The sequence below is a fragment of the Rhizobium sp. PEPV16 genome, assembly GCF_008919455.1.
Lineage (GTDB): Bacteria > Pseudomonadota > Alphaproteobacteria > Rhizobiales > Rhizobiaceae > Rhizobium > Rhizobium leguminosarum_Q.
Genome location: NZ_VSZV01000273.1, coordinates 1 through 14,687 on the forward strand (window position 1 = coordinate 1; position 14,687 = coordinate 14,687).

A 14,687-nucleotide genomic window follows, 5' to 3' on the forward strand; every position below is an offset into this window, starting at 1 on the left:
GACAAGCTGCTCGCAAACTTCATGGGCTTCGTTAAACTCGCCGCTATCGCTATTTGGCTCAAATAGTTAAATCGTCACTACGGCCTAGAGCGTGTCGGCCTCTTCTGACCTGCCACTGAGAATTTCCTCCAGAATGGATTAGAGTCCGGACCATTAAGGACGGACATATGAAGAAGCAGAGATTTACGGAAGAGCAGATTATTGCGGTGCTGAAGGAACAGGAGGCGGGTGCGAAGGCAGCCGATCTCTGGCGCAAGCACGGAATTTCAGAAGCAACGTTTTATAATTGGAAAGCCAAATACGGCGGGATGGAAGTCTCCGAGGCGAAGCGGCTGAAGGCGCTTGAGGACGAGAACGCGAGGCTAAAGAAGCTGCTGGCCGAACAGATGCTTGATGCGGCCGCACTCCGCGAGCTTCTTGCAATAAAATGGTAGGGCCTGCCGCCAAGCGTGAAGCCGTCACGCATCTGAAGTCCGTCATGGGTCTTTCGGAACGGCGGGCCTGCCAGATCATATCTGCCGATCGCAAGACGATCCGTTACCAGTCGAGCCGACCGCCGGAGACCGAGTTGCGAGCGAAGCTGCGCGAGTTGGCTAATGAGCGACGGCGTTTCGGCTACCGCCGAATGTTGGTCTTGCTTCGGCGGGAGGGAGAGCCGTCCGGCGTCAACCGCATCTACCGGCTGTATCGCGAGGAAGGGCTTTCAGTACGCAAGCGGAAGGCCCGACGCACGCGTGCGCCGATCCTGGTCGAAGCGAAGGCCAATGCCCGCTGGTCGCTGGATTTCGTCCATGATCAGAACGCCTGGCAGCGATCCCGGACACCTCGATCTCCGGTCGTCGCGTCGCCCGAGAACTGACAACGCTGATCGAACGACGCGGCAAACCGGGGGTGATCGTTTCCGACAACGGCACCGAACTCACGTCGAATGCCATCCTCACCTGGTCGAAAGATCACAAGGTCGAATGGCACTACATCGCTCCGGGAAAGCCGAGGCAGAATGGCTATGTCGAAAGTTTCAACGGGCGCACGCGCGACGAGCTGCTCAACGAAAGTCTGTTCTTCGGCCTCGATCATGCCCGAAGCGCCATTGCTGATTGGGCGGACGATTATAACCATTTCCGGCCACACTCGTCGCTCGGATACCAGACCCCGGCAGGCTACGCCGGGATCATCGCCGCAACCGGCTCCAACGCTGCGCAAGATGAAAGCTTCGCGTTTCCGCCGGTTGCTCCCACCGCGCCATTTGGCGTATACAAACCCGCCGAGGCTCTAATCGCAGCCGGATGAAACTTCAGTGGCAGGTCACTTCAGCCCCTTGATGAGGTTTGGACCTGTAGGGAAAACTAAAGTTCTCACATCTCGGATACGACACTTTGGTTGCGAGGTTAATGCTGGTTTAGAAGATCAGCCACTGTCTCACCGCGTCTGCGGGCATCGGCGCCTAGCCATATTTCGCCCACTTCATACACGTCACCGCTTGTCCGGAATGGCACTATGACGTTGATTGCTGAGGAGAGCATATCTATTAGCGTACGGTCTTCCATGGAAGATCCTTGCGGGCTGCTCTTGACGAGCGAAAAGAGCTTCTTGAAGGCTTGGACAGGATTTGCTCCGTGAATAGTGGAAATCGATCCCGGGTGGCCAGAAACGACCTCGCTCAGATACGCCCAAGCGGCGTCGTCGCGCATCTCGCCCAGCAATATTCGATCCGGCCTCATGCGTAAACTAGCCTGTAAAAGCTGCTCTGCAGTTACCGCACCTAAACCTGCTCCATCTTTCGAATAGAGTAGCCTGACATGATTCTCGTGCGGGATTACGAGTTCGAGTGTGTCTTCAATAGTGATTAGCCTTTCTTGCGGTGGAATAGCGTTTATCAAAGTCTTGCTCATCGTGGTTTTCCCACTTCCTGTGTGTCCGCAAAGCAGCATTGTCAGTCGCCCGGTCACGCAGGCTTGAAGGAATTTTTCCAAATCACCGCAAGCGTAGTGCTTTAGAATCTCCTCATCTTCATGAGCACGGCGCTCGTTGCGCAACTGCCATTTATTCCAGCGTGATGCTTGATAGCGGGATGATACTTCCTTGAGTTCGGCAACATGAGTGGAGGGGCGCCGAATTGTCAGACTAACAGTACCTGAGGGCACCGCAGGCGGTAAACAGATCTGCAGCCGCTCTCCGCCTGGCAACTCGGTGGCGCAGAGAGGGCTTCGTGGTCCTACATCTTGCTTTCGCAACGCTCCGGCCAAGATCGCGATATCTTCAAGATCGTCGTATGTAAGAGGTGAAGGATATTTCGTGAACGCACCGGCCTGGCGAACGAATGCCTCCCCGGGCTTGTTAATCGCGACCTCTTCGGTCCTGGGGTCCTCAAGCCATTTCAAAACCGGTTTGAGGAGGAAATACAATTGGGGATGTGCCACCGCTTGCATCAAAGTCTCCAATCTTCATTGTCGTTGAGGTGCTTGGGCCATAGTTTATCGACTTCTCGCTCTCTTTGGCGCGTTGGTCGCCTTAAGCTCGTATATTTCTGAGAAATCAAGATCACGAGCGACAAAAATGGACACGGCATCACCCTGGTTTTTCTTTAGGGTTGGCGGAATGTTGACCGTTGCCTCAAGCGCAGTATCGACCGTTTGTCCACCATTGCCTTGAAAATTGTTGACGCTGAGCCCGCCTGAACTTTCACCGTATTGACTGGCGGCCTGTAACGTACCCTGGACGACGCTCAAGAGCATTCCGCCTCCAAATCGTTGCCAGAAGTGATTGTCCACGGTACCGGGCATGCCGGAGCGGCCGAGTTCATCAGCGCCCGGCGACGCGAGCGAAACCACGGCATGAGTCGGTGTTTCAGCGCGGTTCCAGATTACAAAGACTCGTGCATCCCCCTGCCGTAAACCCTGCTGAATTTCACCAATAACGGTTGTTCCGCGATCTAGAAGCACAATATTATTCGTCGCCCCACGAATGTCTTGGGGTAAGACGCACTTTACGAAGCCCGGCAAGTTCGTGTCGATCGCTGTTTGTAAAACGCAGGGAATAATGGTTCCTTGGGTAATCATGAAGTCAGGGTGCGGCAGGAGTTTGGCTCTGGTTGGCTCCTGCACACCGGGTTTCATGCGAGTTGACAGATCGTTCTCGACTGGAGCTTCGCCCGCCTGCAACGAGGTCTCGTTCTGTTCCTCCTCGCGGGGGTGACTAATGTCAGCCGATTGATCACCGCTATCATAAGCGAATATTGCCGATTGCGCGACCTGCGCATCATCCAGCTCTGGAGAGTTCCGTTCTGGCGCGGAGGCTGACGTCTGAACAGCCTGTTTGGGTGTTGGAGGATCGGGCGCAACCTCAATCGGTGCCGGGCGAAAAGGCTCTGCGTTGGCGACCAACGGTGTTTGGGGCGGCGGAGGGGGGGCGCCTCTTTTCTTTGAGAATCCGACGGTCCAGATGAGAGATAGAGATGAAGCCAGAATTAGGCTTGCAATCAACAACTTCTTTGATCCCGAAAGACTTCGACGAGTTGGCTCGGTAACCAGGGATCCCGACGCATCTACATCGTGCCCCGATTCTGAGTTGGCGTCATTCATCGGCTCGTCCCTTTCACAACGCGCCATACATCGGCTCTTACCGTACCGGTGCCCGGATTTCTTCCAATGGGATCGTATGCGCTATTGAAAATTCCTAATACTGTATGGCCATCCCTCAGCCGCCATTCACGCGCAACTGCGGAGACCTCGATATAGGCTCCTTTGATCGAAATATTGGCAGCAGCTTCCTTACCGTCCGGATTGATCATGTAGATGGAGGGAATGCGTACATTGCCTGGAAAGCGGAATACAGTGGTGACTCCGTTATCGAAGACTTCCAATGGTGTTAGCGAGTGATCGCCCTGTGCGACGTAGTGGAAATTGTTGGCATCAGGATTGGCGGCTGCGGCCGGCTGATCCAACAAATCCTGAGCTCTCTGTTGAGACCGCGCTTTCGCCCGCATCCCATCGAATATCGATTGCTTTTCTAGTTCCTTCCGCCGAGCAGCAGCGTCGTCGTTCGGATAGACGAATTGTACGCTGTAGTATAGGTCAGGTTGCTCTTTATCAAGTCGAGACATGACCTTGGTGGAAATGTTGAAGACATATCGTCGCGTACCTGCCTCGCTCGCAGTCAACACAATAACTGGCTGTGGGGACAGGGCTTGACTGGCCTTGAAAAAGAGATAGTTGCCTCGCGGAAGGGCTGCCAGATCCTTGCTATTCGACACGGCGACTGCTGTTACCGTCTCGCCGGCTCCGAAAGTGACAACTAGTGTTGCGCCGACAGCGGTTGACATTCGGACCACCTGGTCGGGGTTGTAGGCCAGATAGCGCATGCGCGGATCCAGTTTGCCGGCAGCAGGAGTATCTTCCGCATGCACGCCCATCGCAAAGGAAATCAAACAGATCAGTGTGAAAACGGCCCTTGTTGTCATGGCTGAGTCCCTCCCGCATTCGAGACGGTATCTTCCGAAGCCCGGTAGGAGGTAACGATTAATCCTGCTGGATTTGTCAGCCTCGATTGGCCAGGCAGGCTTGTGACATTTTCATAGCGGACGGTTGCAGTCCAAGTACTCACCGTTGACATCTGACCATCCAAGATGAGCGTTCGTCTGTAACGAATCTGCTGCACTCCCGGCGCAATATCGTTTGAGGAGATGTGCTCGACATCTAGCCTACCTCGCTTGCCGATTGTGACCTGGGGCGAGCTCGGACTGGGGTAATTGAAGAATTGCTGATATTCTTGGCGAACAGACGATGCGCTGAAACTCGATACGAGGTCATAGGCATATTGAGCTGTGTCCGATGTATAACCCTCGCGTAGGCGAACATATTGCCACAGTGAAGCATTGATGATTGCCTGCTCTTGCGTGGCTGGCAGTCGAGACACGGATACCTCGCTGTCAACCGTCCCATCCGGTCGCACCCAAAGATATACGGGCACAAGCTTGGTCAACGGAACCATGGCGGCGATAGTGAAGGCCTGCGCAACGTTTCCAAGAACAGCAGCAGCCGCAATGACGACCAATACCTTGGAAAGACGCCGCGCCGACTTCGCGCGTGAAGTTTGGAAGGCCTCCACTTCCTTGTAATGTGCGGAAAGCGACTCTCGCCCCACCAGGAGACCATACTCAGGTCCCTTCATTTAGGCTCTCCCGCACATTCGACGTCGAGATCCGATGTGGTGGGTTGCCATCGCCCCGCATTCAGCTGGAAAGCCGCACCCTTGCAAGTCGCCAGCGAATCACTTGTCTTGCAAGCGGCCAAAGCGAGGAACAGAAACAGAGAACAATACTTCATGTCGTCAACCTCAATTTTCATTTCATTGCACTTAACCGCGTGTGATCTGGGCTAATTGGCGGCTGAGGCTGAGAGATTTATTTGTACCCGCCCAGGTGCCACCACCAATATTGCTGGCTATCATCGGAAGTGCGACGATCAGGGCGTCACCAGCTAGAAAGAACATGTCGAGTTCGTAAAGCCCGATAATCTTGGCTGCAGTCGTGCCCGCAAGGTTGATCACGCCGAGCATGAATGCGAGAGCTGCTAGTTCCGTTGCGATGACCAGAGTTGCCACGATGTTCAACAGGAGAAGCAGCAGCCCGTAGGAGAGGAGCTGTCCGACCCATTTGGAAGCCATATCGCGCGTGTGATCAAAGAGATAGCCTACAAGGATCAGCGGTCCGATCGCTACCAGTAGCTTGGTTAGGATCCCACAGGCGTCATAGATCTCGAACGCTACCCAAAGTGCACCGTAGAAAATCCACTGTGCGCCTTCGAAGGCAAGAGTGTCTTGGCTATTCATCGGTCCAATTTCGGATGCGATCTTCTGAAAGCAGACCTGGCTTAGAGCGAACATGAAGTCGAGCTTTGCGGGAATATTAACCAGCGGAATGTTACTGCCGCTGATCTGGTCAACGAAGCTCGGGATCGTATCCTCAAAGAATGACACGACGTAGTCATGATAGTTCGCCTGGCCTAGGATCAGGGAGATAACGATCGACACCGTGATGATCTTCGTGATTCCACCACGGGTATCGATTTCGCCACGCATCACCAAAAAGCCTTGGACTATTATCCAAAGCGTGACACACGCCACCAGAGGCGCATTGAGCGCGCTCTGGATCTTTCCGAGCACGGAGTTCAGTGCGATTGTGAAGGCCTGATCAAAGACCGTATGTATAGCCGTAAACGGCGCAGAAATTGCAAACTTCATCGCTCCAACCTGATTTGGCTCTTTCCACCGCAGGTGGGCTGAGTTTGAATTATTATCTGAGCCGAATTACCACGGGCCAAAGATGCGCCCGGTTTTCTCGCGTTCTAGTCGCTGCGCTGCCGCCTCTTCCGCGGCGTGAAGGCTGGCCTGCGCAGTGGTCATCGTCAGCAAACTGGTCGCCTGGCTGTTCTGGATGATGGCGTCGTGGATCTGTTTGAGAAGCAAACCGTTCGTGACGGTGGCCTGCATTATGTTCCTTGAACTAGACAGCTGAGCGAGCGTCTTGCTGTTTTCTGCCAGGCGCTGGCCCATCTTCTCCAGATTGTCGGCTGCAATGTCCGCGGCATTAGCAGCACCGGTAATTTGTTGCAGTAGCAGCTTCGCTTCCGCGTCGGTACCCGAGATTTCGCGATTTTGAATGATCGCGCGCGCCGTGGACCCGGTTGGTATCGTCACGCTTAGTATCTTATCGCTACCGAACATTTTCTCGTTTAGCTGATTGGTCAAGGGATATCGGTTCGCTTGGTTGAGCGAGCCTAACAGACCGGCGACGCCGAAGGACGACGAGAACACCGTCACCAAATTCATTGTCTGCTCGAGAATCGCGGCTGTTTTTTCGATTTGCACGATGGTCTGAGCTATTGCTCCCATGTCAATGACGGCAAACTGCGCGCGAGCTGGACCCTGCAGCACTAGGAAGGTGGTCAGCGCTGTAACTGTGAGTTGGGCAAATTTCATCAAAGTTCCTCCGTCAATCCTGCACTTCATGGTAACGTGCCATGAATTTGTCGATCCACGCACCGGGGGCCTCTCCGTATTCGTCGCGGAGTTGATCGGCAAAGCGCACCGTGTTGGCCCGCCCGGACAGTACGGCGACATATTCGCGCATCTCAGCCAAGTCGAATTCGCAGACAACGCTCCCGCTCTCGCGCTTAAGCAAAAATTTGCGGCTGCCGATTGCCATGTGCTCGCGGATAGCCTGAAATTCTCCTTCGGTACACTTCAAGCCGTCGATATAGGCTGATCGGTCCGCCGTCGGTGATGGATAGAAGATTTTTGTCATGCATTGTGCAACAAGACTGGCTCCGATGGGCGATTCCAGAACGTGCTCGGGTTGCTGTGTTGCGAGTATCAACAAGCCGTTATTCTTGCGAACGGTCAGCAAGAACTTGTCGATGACGGCAGCGAATTGGGGGTTTAATAAATAAAACCGGAACTCGTCGCAACTCATGACAAAGCGACGTCCGTCCACGACAGAGCCTACGCGATGCAGTAGATAGGCAGCTGCCGGCGCGCAGACCTCCTCGTACTCCAACAGCTGCGTCATGTCGAAGCCTGTAATGGAAGCGTCGAGCTTTACTTCATCTATCTCGCCGTCAAAGGCCCAACCCAGCGCGCTTCCTCGGCACCACCGCTCCAACCGTGCACCTGCGCCTTCTGAGGGGCCGTGCAACAGGAATTCGCGTAGACCTGCGATTGAGCGCATAGCTGGCTCAAACGAAAGTTGTCGGGTGATGCCCCGGTCCAAGCGGCGAACCTCTTCCGACGAAATTGCTCCACGTCCGTCGTTCTCGATGAGTGCGACCATCCACTCGCGCAGAAAATCGCGCGAAGTCGACGTATTTTCGAGGCCCCGCAGAGGCGCCAAACCGCTGGGAACGCCTCTGCGTAGTGCCAGATATGTCCCTCCGGTAGCACGTACCAGCAGTTCACCACCGCGGTCTTTGTCAAAGAAAACTATCGCACCATTACGTTCAGCCGTGCTCTGCTCGAGCATCGCAAGGATAAAGGTCATTAGCGTTGTTTTGCCTTTTCCGACGGGTCCGAATATCGCCGTCATGCCAACATCATTCTCATGAGGGACATAATCGAAAGGGGTGCCGCCGTTGGTGCGGAAGCGTGCAACTGCATTGCCCCAATGGCCAGAATTCGCGCCGCTGGGGAAATTCTCAAATGAGACCAGGCCGGCGAAATTGCGGGAGGTAATTGCCCCGGGTCGCGTGCGCCACTTGGTATTCCCCGGAAGTTGCGCCCAGTAAGCCGCCTCCATACCAATACCTTCCTGGACAATGACGGCGCCCGATTCCGCCAACCGAGTGCGGGCGCTTGCAGCGCGGTCGGCAAGGCTATTGAGATCATCGGCATAGACGCAGAGGCTTAAATGGTGCGAGCCCATTACGAATTCGTTGCTTGCCAGTGCGTCCTCTGCTTCGGCGAGTTCTGTGATCTGGCTGACGGCCTTGTCACCAGAGCTCGTCATTTGACTGGACTTAAGGCTAAGTTTGGCATGAGCCTGTGCACGCGTGAGGAAGGAGAAACTCTGGCTTAAAACAAGCGGGAAATTCGTGGACAGTAGCGGATGGAGCATACCTGTACTGGTTTTCGCTGGATATTCTCGAAATGAAAACATTGAGCCGACGTAGCTATCTCCGGGGGTACGAATCTCCACTGCGCGTTTGCCGCAGATCACACGATCAGTATAAATCGAAGCGCCCAGTGAGCCGCTAACCATTGGAACTGGAGTCAAACGGCAGGTCATTATCAGCCGGAGTGCCTCCGCGATTTCTGAGAAAATCACGCCATCTTTCTCGCGAATCCCAAGTCGGCGGAGACCGTAAGCGTCGAGGGCGCCAGCAGTGATGTGCCAGAGATCTTCCAGGTTCCGCGCTTGGCTTGCCAGATCGACTTCCTTGCCTTCGTAGCGCTTGAAAAAACGGCCTCTGAATTTTCCGACGGTACTGCGAGGGTACACGATCAAGGTAAGGAAGTGATCGTTGCGAAAAAGATTTCCAAGCAGCACACGATGCTCATAAGCTTCACTCAGACTACCAGCAAACGTGCTTCGGAACTGCCGTGCCGGGGGTGACGGGACATCATTATGTCGCACGAGATGGGCGCATATCGATACGTTATCATCGGCAATGTTGCGTAAGAGCGTATTAAACGCTCGGCAGCGTGCATTTCGGATTGCAACGTCTTCCAGTTCGAAGGGCAAGCCTCTGACATGTGCCATGGCCATGATTGCGCCGTCTTCGAGAAGGACAGCCTTGTCGCTGAGGTGGCCAACATATGGCAGATATATCTCACCAGACCTCTCGGTCCTGCCACTTGTGCCGAACATTAAGCCATTCCTCTTCCTCGCCTCGGCACTTTGATCGGGTTGGGACTGACGCTTGCCCCCCCCCAGATCGGCCCATCGACGCTTCTGCCTGCGGTCCGCAGATAGAGTAGCGCCACGCTCGCGGCATTATAGTCGCGCTCAACAACAACTTTTGATCCGAACCACAGTGGCACAAGGATAATTTCGTAAAGTGGATTCTGAACGATGACGATGATTAGGCCGGCTAACATCATGAGCAATCCGGCCAAGGTGAGCGGCACGCCTAGGAATAATGCAGGGCGTGTGGCCGCCACGTAGAGAATACTCTCTTCCAGTCGGTCGCTCATCCGCCGGCGCCAATGAGTGCTTTGCCAAGGAAGCTGGCCCCGAACATGATGACGATGCCACCGATGACACCGGCAACGAGACCGAGTGAAGCACGACCGAACATCCACGATATGCCGATGGCGACGATGCCCAGGATAGCCAGTGACTGTCCAAACGGACCAAGGATGAACGTGCAGATATTATTTACCATCGTCGCGGGATCGGTCCCGCCCGTGACTTGCGCCATCGCAGGCGCGGAGCAGACAATACTCCAGGCCGCCGCTCCGCCGGCAGCTGGCGCATAGGGAACTGCAGCACGCAACGTTGCGCACAGCAGAGAAAGGGAGCTAAAACGTACACGATTTGTGTTAGGTAACGCCATTATTTGTATCTCCATTCGATTGACCATTGGTCATTATTGTTGTTTGAATTCAAGGTCGTGCGACCTTTTGATGTGTTTGGAGACGCGATGAATCGTCCTCCGAACGCTCTTGCTCGTACGAGCCCCAGACGTCCCATATGTCTTCCGATATCTGCTTTTCATCAGCCTGTTGCGGTAGTTCGATCAGCTGTGGCACGATCTCTCGAGCGGCGGCCTCAACCTTCCGAACATAACCGTTTGCAAACCCGCGCTGCAGATCGCCCGTGTTGTAGGCGGAGATGGCCTTTCGGAGAGCAAGTTGCCGTGCCGCGGCAGTGTCGCCGCCAGCATAGCGGCTTTCAAGCAAGTACGCCGCAGCGGCAAGTGACTTGCAGGGCTGCAGGGCATTTTCAATCGTGAGATTGAGGGCGGGAAAGTTTTTACTGTTGATCTGCATAAGCCCGATGTCGATGGAATGCTGCGCGTCGAGGCGGTCTTTGACACCATAGCGTGCTTGCGTTTGATCATCCCAGTGAAGGCTCTCACCCGTCGTATTGTCATGTGCCGCAAGTGGATCAAAGCCACTTTCGACCTTGGCAATTGCCGCTAAGGTCGTCGGATCAACCGATGGTGCGCAATCGCGAGCAAGGCGATCAAATTCACGGAAGGATAGTGGGGCGGCCTCGCTAGAAAGGCACGTCGAGGTCAAAACGGCCATCGCCAAGGGCCAAGCTGCAGGGAACATTTCGTATCGCCTCAGGGTCGTGGGTTGCCGAAAGAGTCGGAGTTAATTGCCACTCGCGCTTATGGCCATAGCCTGTTACAAAACGATGTCCCAATTCTGCATTTTGATTTCATATGAAGCAAAGTGGCATGCTCAGAGCTGGCTCGGGAAATCTGGACAGCCAGGATAGGTGCAATTTCCTGACTTCGGCTAGATGCCGGGAACAGGAGACACCAAAACGAGACTATCGCGCCGGAACCATAGCCCGACTTTCAAGGAAAGGTGGTGCCCACCATCTGAAGCGAGTAGACGCTGGTGGAATTATCCCAGCTTCCATCTGGCTCAAGAGTAGCGCCTCGGAAATCATGCTTTTGTGATCGCACTGAAATCTCGCTCGACCGAACCTGCCTCGCGACAAAGACGAACTCAGCGCTACTGCTGACCACCAACACGAGATAAATCGAACCGTATTCCCGCAGTGCCAATTTTCTTTTCGTCCGAAGGTTCTGCCTCGGCCCGTAGCGGAGCCCCGGCATCGACCGTATTCGCCTCCGATTTATCGGCCTGCGACTCCTCTTGGTTGACAAGCGTGCCGCCGGGGTCCTCCGCCTGAAACACGCTAGCGCCTTCGAACTCACCGGTCTTCCACGCGTAAACCGCGTCCTCGAAAATCTGCGGGAAGACGTCTTTGCTCGTGGGGTTGCCATACCATTTCGCAACGATCCTGAGGACCTTGGCGAACATCGCCGTGCCTTTGCGAAGGTTCTGGCAGGGGTCGACTAGATCGGGCTTCAAATCGATCGCTTCGTTGACTCCAACGCCTGCGGGAAACTGCGTCAGGCCGACGCGGACCACGGCCTGACCAGCGTATTGGCGCACGATCACCATCGCCTCCTCGGTCGACGCCGCTTTCGGAACGAGTATCAATCGGCCGCCCGATTTGACCGTAACAGCGAGGGGATCATCCGAGCGCGCTGCCATCACGAATTGCTCGATGATCGCGGGCTTGAGGGAAGGTCCGCGCATTCTTTTATCAGGGCGGCGTCGAGCATGGAGTCTCCTAGAGAGTCAGGTGTTGAAGGCAATAACAAGCGGTTTTGCGAAGAGCTTTGCCCATGCGGTGGCAGCGGCGCGCTGAATGGCGACGATCGACGTCCCTTCGGTCCACCAACCGTTCCCCACGGCGACGACAAGATCAGGATCGTGCAGCATGGACTGCAGGATCGGCCAAACGATCAGTTGCTCGTAGCAGATCAGAGGGGCTGCACGGCTGGCACCAACAGAAGCGACCGGGTTTGCGAAGAAATCGGTCTTGGCGCCGACGCGCTCCCCGAACACGGATCGCCACGGCTGCCACATCGATCCGGGAACCGGCATGCGCTCGCGGTAAAGAATGTGGCCGCCCTTCCTGTCGATCGCGACAACGACGTTGTCGTAGCCTCCGGCATCGATCACCGCGGCGCCAGCGATGACTGTCGCATCGCCGTCGCGGAGGACGTCTGTCCAAAGCCTCTCCACGGTCGGCGTCCAGAAGCCGAGCGCACTTTCCGGCAGCACCACATAGAGGGCGCCATCGCCGGTCGCGCCACGCACCCTTGCGATCATGTCACGCTGCCGTTGAAGACCGGCTTCACGACCAAGCGAAACGCCCAACTCCAGATCGCCGCCGCGCCAGGCTTCCGTTTCGAGCCGGTCGAGACTGCGGCGGACCTCAGCCAAAAGCCAGTCAAGGCGAAGGCGACAGCTGGCCAGATGCAGGTTACGGGCCCGCAAGGCCAGCTGTCATAAGCGCAAATCCCCACCATCCCCATCCCGGGAATAGAACCCCCGCGGCTGTGACAGGATGCGCCCAGCCCGTGATCCCGAACGGCGGGATGGCCATGATGACGGCCGCGAGAAGATAGCGGAACGGACGAGTGCCGGCGTTCTTGGTCCAGAGGACCGTATGCACGGCAACGAAGCTCAAAGACGCACACAGCCAGAGCAGAAGACCCGGCCAGACGTCCGACGAATAGAACGCCGCTACGCCTTGCGGCAAACCACGGGACGCGGCCAGGAAATATCCGGCGGAGACAAGTGCCGCCACTAATCTCGTTCGCGAGATCGACCATAGAGCTGGAAACCCCAGCGCGACGGGCAGTAGAGCCACATGGCCGCTCCAGCCCACCAGGCCGATCGCGGGAGAAGCGAATATCAGCAGCATTGGTCGAAGATAATCACGGCGCATAGGTGAGCACTTCCTGCGCCAGGCCGAGAATGCCGGAGGCGGGCACCGGACCAAAATATCGGGAGTCGTAGGAGCCGGGGAATGACGCATGCAGGAAGACATATCCCGGCGGCACGATACCACTCGGAAACGGCGCTAACGGCCGGCCCTTTCCATCTCGTGATGCGAAACTGGAAGAGGAAATCACCTGCTCATCCACACTCACGCTGGCGCCGATTTCGGTATGCTGCCCTGCGACTGCGATCACCGTCTTGATCAGCGGCGCGACACCGCCCGGGCAGAAACCGGAACGGAGATAGCCGCGCGCTCGCGCCTCCCGCATTTCCGCGGTTGCCGGTGGGCAGATGAACACCAGGTCATTGACAGCAACGGGACGATCGAGCGGAACAATGCGCCACAGGCCGCGTGGCTCGCTCGGTGTCAGATTGACGCGGTAACCGCCGGCGAGGGCGGTGCCGATCGCCAGTATGGCGACCAATGCGATCACCAAAATGATCCCAGTCGCTCGTTGTTGCGCGGTCATCGCCTGGCGCGTTCCAGCTCCCGCCGTCATTTCAGCGAGAGTCCTTGGCTCCTAGTTTGCCGCAGAGGCTCGGCCTGCTTCAGCGCTTCGGTCGTTCGTTCATGAGCAGCCAGCTGCTGAACCGCCCGCATGGCGTCCCAGGCGTTCCGGACCTCGGCCTTCTGGCCGGGCGTCATGCCTGCCGTGACGGTCTCGAAGATCTTGCCATCAGTGTCTTTCGCCGCCAGTGGCAGGAACGTCCGTTCCCCGAAACGTTCGGAAACCGCCTTGGCGAAACCTTCGAGTTCTGCTTTCACCATTTTGTCGGCGAGCGCGTATTCGAGGCCGGCCGGAAGATCGTTGCGATCGATCACATCGCGCACGCGTTCGAGCGTTTGCTTGGCGACTGAGAGAGCGCCGGAGAGAATGTTGGCTGGCCCGGCTTGAGACCGCGCAAGGATACTCCCGTTCGCACCGGCGACTGCAGCACGGCAGCTGGTGCCACCGCCGTCGATTCCGATTAGGTAGACAGTCTCCGCCCGTTCCTTCAGGAGGTCATCTGACACAGCGTCGGTCGCGTTCGGGCCGCACCAGCTGCGCGCACTGCGTTAGTACGTACGTCGCACAATCATACTGGACTGGAAACCGGTTAGAGAGAGTATTGGCGACCCAGTTGAAGGAACCCGTGATGCCTTTCGACCCGGATCCTTTCCCCGTCGCTAGTCATGCAATTTGGGAAATGCTCGTGCGCAAAGACGTCGGCGGCTTCGTCGCCCACGATTGGAAGATCTTTGCTCCGTCGTTCAAGTTTGAAGGATTCTGCGGGACGCCTCGTGTCGAGGCAGGCGCTACCAAAAAAGCCAAGGCACCGCAACTTTGATCTGGATCAACTCGCGGTCCCGGCGAAATTGGTAGTCATCAAGCCGCGCCGGAAGAAATCGGATAGCCGAACCCGCAATCACGGCGTAATCGTCTGGGGTATGCCCGGCATGCGCAGCCACATCCGGCACACGCGGATTTTGAAGGGATCAAGCATGGACGTTGCACGCAGTAAGGTTTCCGACGCCGGCACTCTCGTCGCCTGTCGTTCCTGCCAGGCGCGGCACGGCGTCGTCTGCGGCGCGCTGTGGAGCGGCCAACTCCGAGAGCTCGGCCACCAGTCGCTGCGCCGCAAGGTCGATGCCGGCAGCGAGATCATCGCTCAAG

13 protein-coding genes and 6 pseudogenes are annotated in these 14,687 nt (G+C 56.4%); 3 read left to right on the forward strand and 16 right to left on the reverse strand.

Translation table 11 applies throughout. The features are described 5' to 3' along the window. The first annotated feature begins 167 nt into the window (after positions 1 to 167). A pseudogene (locus tag FY112_RS11885) lies at positions 168 to 1,290 on the forward strand (IS3 family transposase). 98 nt (positions 1,291 to 1,388) lie between these two features. Here FY112_RS11885 and virB11 read toward each other — a convergent pair. The 16 genes and pseudogenes from virB11 to FY112_RS11965 all read right to left on the reverse strand — a co-directional run. Then, entirely contained in the window at positions 1,389 to 2,429 is a 1,041-nt protein-coding gene (gene virB11, locus FY112_RS11890; RefSeq protein WP_017958574.1) for a P-type DNA transfer ATPase VirB11, read from the reverse strand. Positions 2,430 to 2,474: 45 nt separating this feature from the next. Beyond that, entirely contained in the window at positions 2,475 to 3,581 is a 1,107-nt protein-coding gene (gene virB10 / locus FY112_RS11895) for a type IV secretion system protein VirB10 (RefSeq protein ID WP_026158458.1), read from the reverse strand. Next, positions 3,578 to 4,459: a P-type conjugative transfer protein VirB9 gene (gene virB9, locus FY112_RS11900; protein ID WP_017958576.1), complete on the reverse strand. Its 882-nt coding sequence runs from the start codon at positions 4,457 to 4,459 to the stop codon at positions 3,578 to 3,580. The genes virB10 and virB9 overlap by 4 nt, the downstream gene beginning before the upstream one ends. Next, a complete protein-coding gene (locus FY112_RS11905) occupies positions 4,456 to 5,169 on the reverse strand; it encodes a type IV secretion system protein VirB8 (protein WP_151518468.1) in 714 nt (237 codons plus the stop codon). Before FY112_RS11905 ends, virB9 begins: the two co-directional genes overlap by 4 nt. After that, positions 5,166 to 5,324, reverse strand: coding sequence for a type IV secretion system lipoprotein VirB7 (locus FY112_RS11910; protein WP_026158459.1), 159 nt, complete (start codon positions 5,322 to 5,324; stop codon positions 5,166 to 5,168). Before FY112_RS11910 ends, FY112_RS11905 begins: the two co-directional genes overlap by 4 nt. A 31-nt stretch (positions 5,325 to 5,355) precedes the next feature. Beyond that, a complete protein-coding gene (locus FY112_RS11915; protein ID WP_017958578.1) occupies positions 5,356 to 6,240 on the reverse strand; it encodes a type IV secretion system protein in 885 nt (294 codons plus the stop codon). Between the two features lie 66 nt (positions 6,241 to 6,306). Beyond that, positions 6,307 to 6,978: a type IV secretion system protein VirB5 gene (locus tag FY112_RS11920; RefSeq protein WP_151518469.1), complete on the reverse strand. Its 672-nt coding sequence runs from the start codon at positions 6,976 to 6,978 to the stop codon at positions 6,307 to 6,309. Between the two features lie 13 nt (positions 6,979 to 6,991). Then, entirely contained in the window at positions 6,992 to 9,361 is a 2,370-nt protein-coding gene (locus tag FY112_RS11925) for a VirB4 family type IV secretion/conjugal transfer ATPase (RefSeq protein WP_017958580.1), read from the reverse strand. Continuing rightward, positions 9,361 to 9,687, reverse strand: coding sequence for a type IV secretion system protein VirB3 (locus tag FY112_RS11930; RefSeq protein ID WP_017958581.1), 327 nt, complete (start codon positions 9,685 to 9,687; stop codon positions 9,361 to 9,363). Before FY112_RS11930 ends, FY112_RS11925 begins: the two co-directional genes overlap by 1 nt. After that, positions 9,684 to 10,049, reverse strand: a complete 366-nt coding sequence (gene virB2 / locus FY112_RS11935) for a pilin major subunit VirB2 (protein WP_151518470.1) — start codon at positions 10,047 to 10,049, stop codon at positions 9,684 to 9,686. Before virB2 ends, FY112_RS11930 begins: the two co-directional genes overlap by 4 nt. A gap of 49 nt (positions 10,050 to 10,098) precedes the next feature. Further along, a complete protein-coding gene (locus tag FY112_RS11940; RefSeq protein ID WP_017958583.1) occupies positions 10,099 to 10,773 on the reverse strand; it encodes a type IV secretion system lytic transglycosylase VirB1 in 675 nt (224 codons plus the stop codon). A 411-nt stretch (positions 10,774 to 11,184) separates the two neighbouring features. Beyond that, positions 11,185 to 11,804, reverse strand: a pseudogene (locus FY112_RS11945) (TraH family protein). A 16-nt stretch (positions 11,805 to 11,820) separates the two neighbouring features. Beyond that, positions 11,821 to 12,979 (reverse strand): annotated as a pseudogene (locus FY112_RS11950) (conjugal transfer protein TraB). Further along, complete coding sequence (gene traF, locus FY112_RS11955) at positions 12,969 to 13,532, reverse strand: conjugative transfer signal peptidase TraF (protein ID WP_080635819.1); 564 nt, start codon at positions 13,530 to 13,532, stop codon at positions 12,969 to 12,971. The pseudogene FY112_RS11950 and the gene traF overlap by 11 nt, the downstream one beginning before the upstream one ends. Beyond that, positions 13,529 to 13,897 (reverse strand): annotated as a pseudogene (locus tag FY112_RS11960) (Dtr system oriT relaxase); the annotation flags it as partial. The pseudogene FY112_RS11960 and the gene traF, both read right to left, overlap by 4 nt. A 3-nt stretch (positions 13,898 to 13,900) precedes the next feature. After that, positions 13,901 to 14,032: pseudogene (locus tag FY112_RS11965) on the reverse strand (N-acetylglucosamine kinase); the annotation flags it as partial. 110 nt (positions 14,033 to 14,142) lie between these two features. Here FY112_RS11965 and FY112_RS11970 point away from each other — a divergent pair. Both FY112_RS11970 and FY112_RS11975 read left to right on the forward strand, forming a co-directional pair. After that, positions 14,143 to 14,361, forward strand: coding sequence for a hypothetical protein (locus tag FY112_RS11970; protein WP_017958585.1), 219 nt, complete (start codon positions 14,143 to 14,145; stop codon positions 14,359 to 14,361). A gap of 154 nt (positions 14,362 to 14,515) precedes the next feature. After that, positions 14,516 to 14,687, forward strand: a pseudogene (locus FY112_RS11975) (Crp/Fnr family transcriptional regulator); the annotation flags it as partial.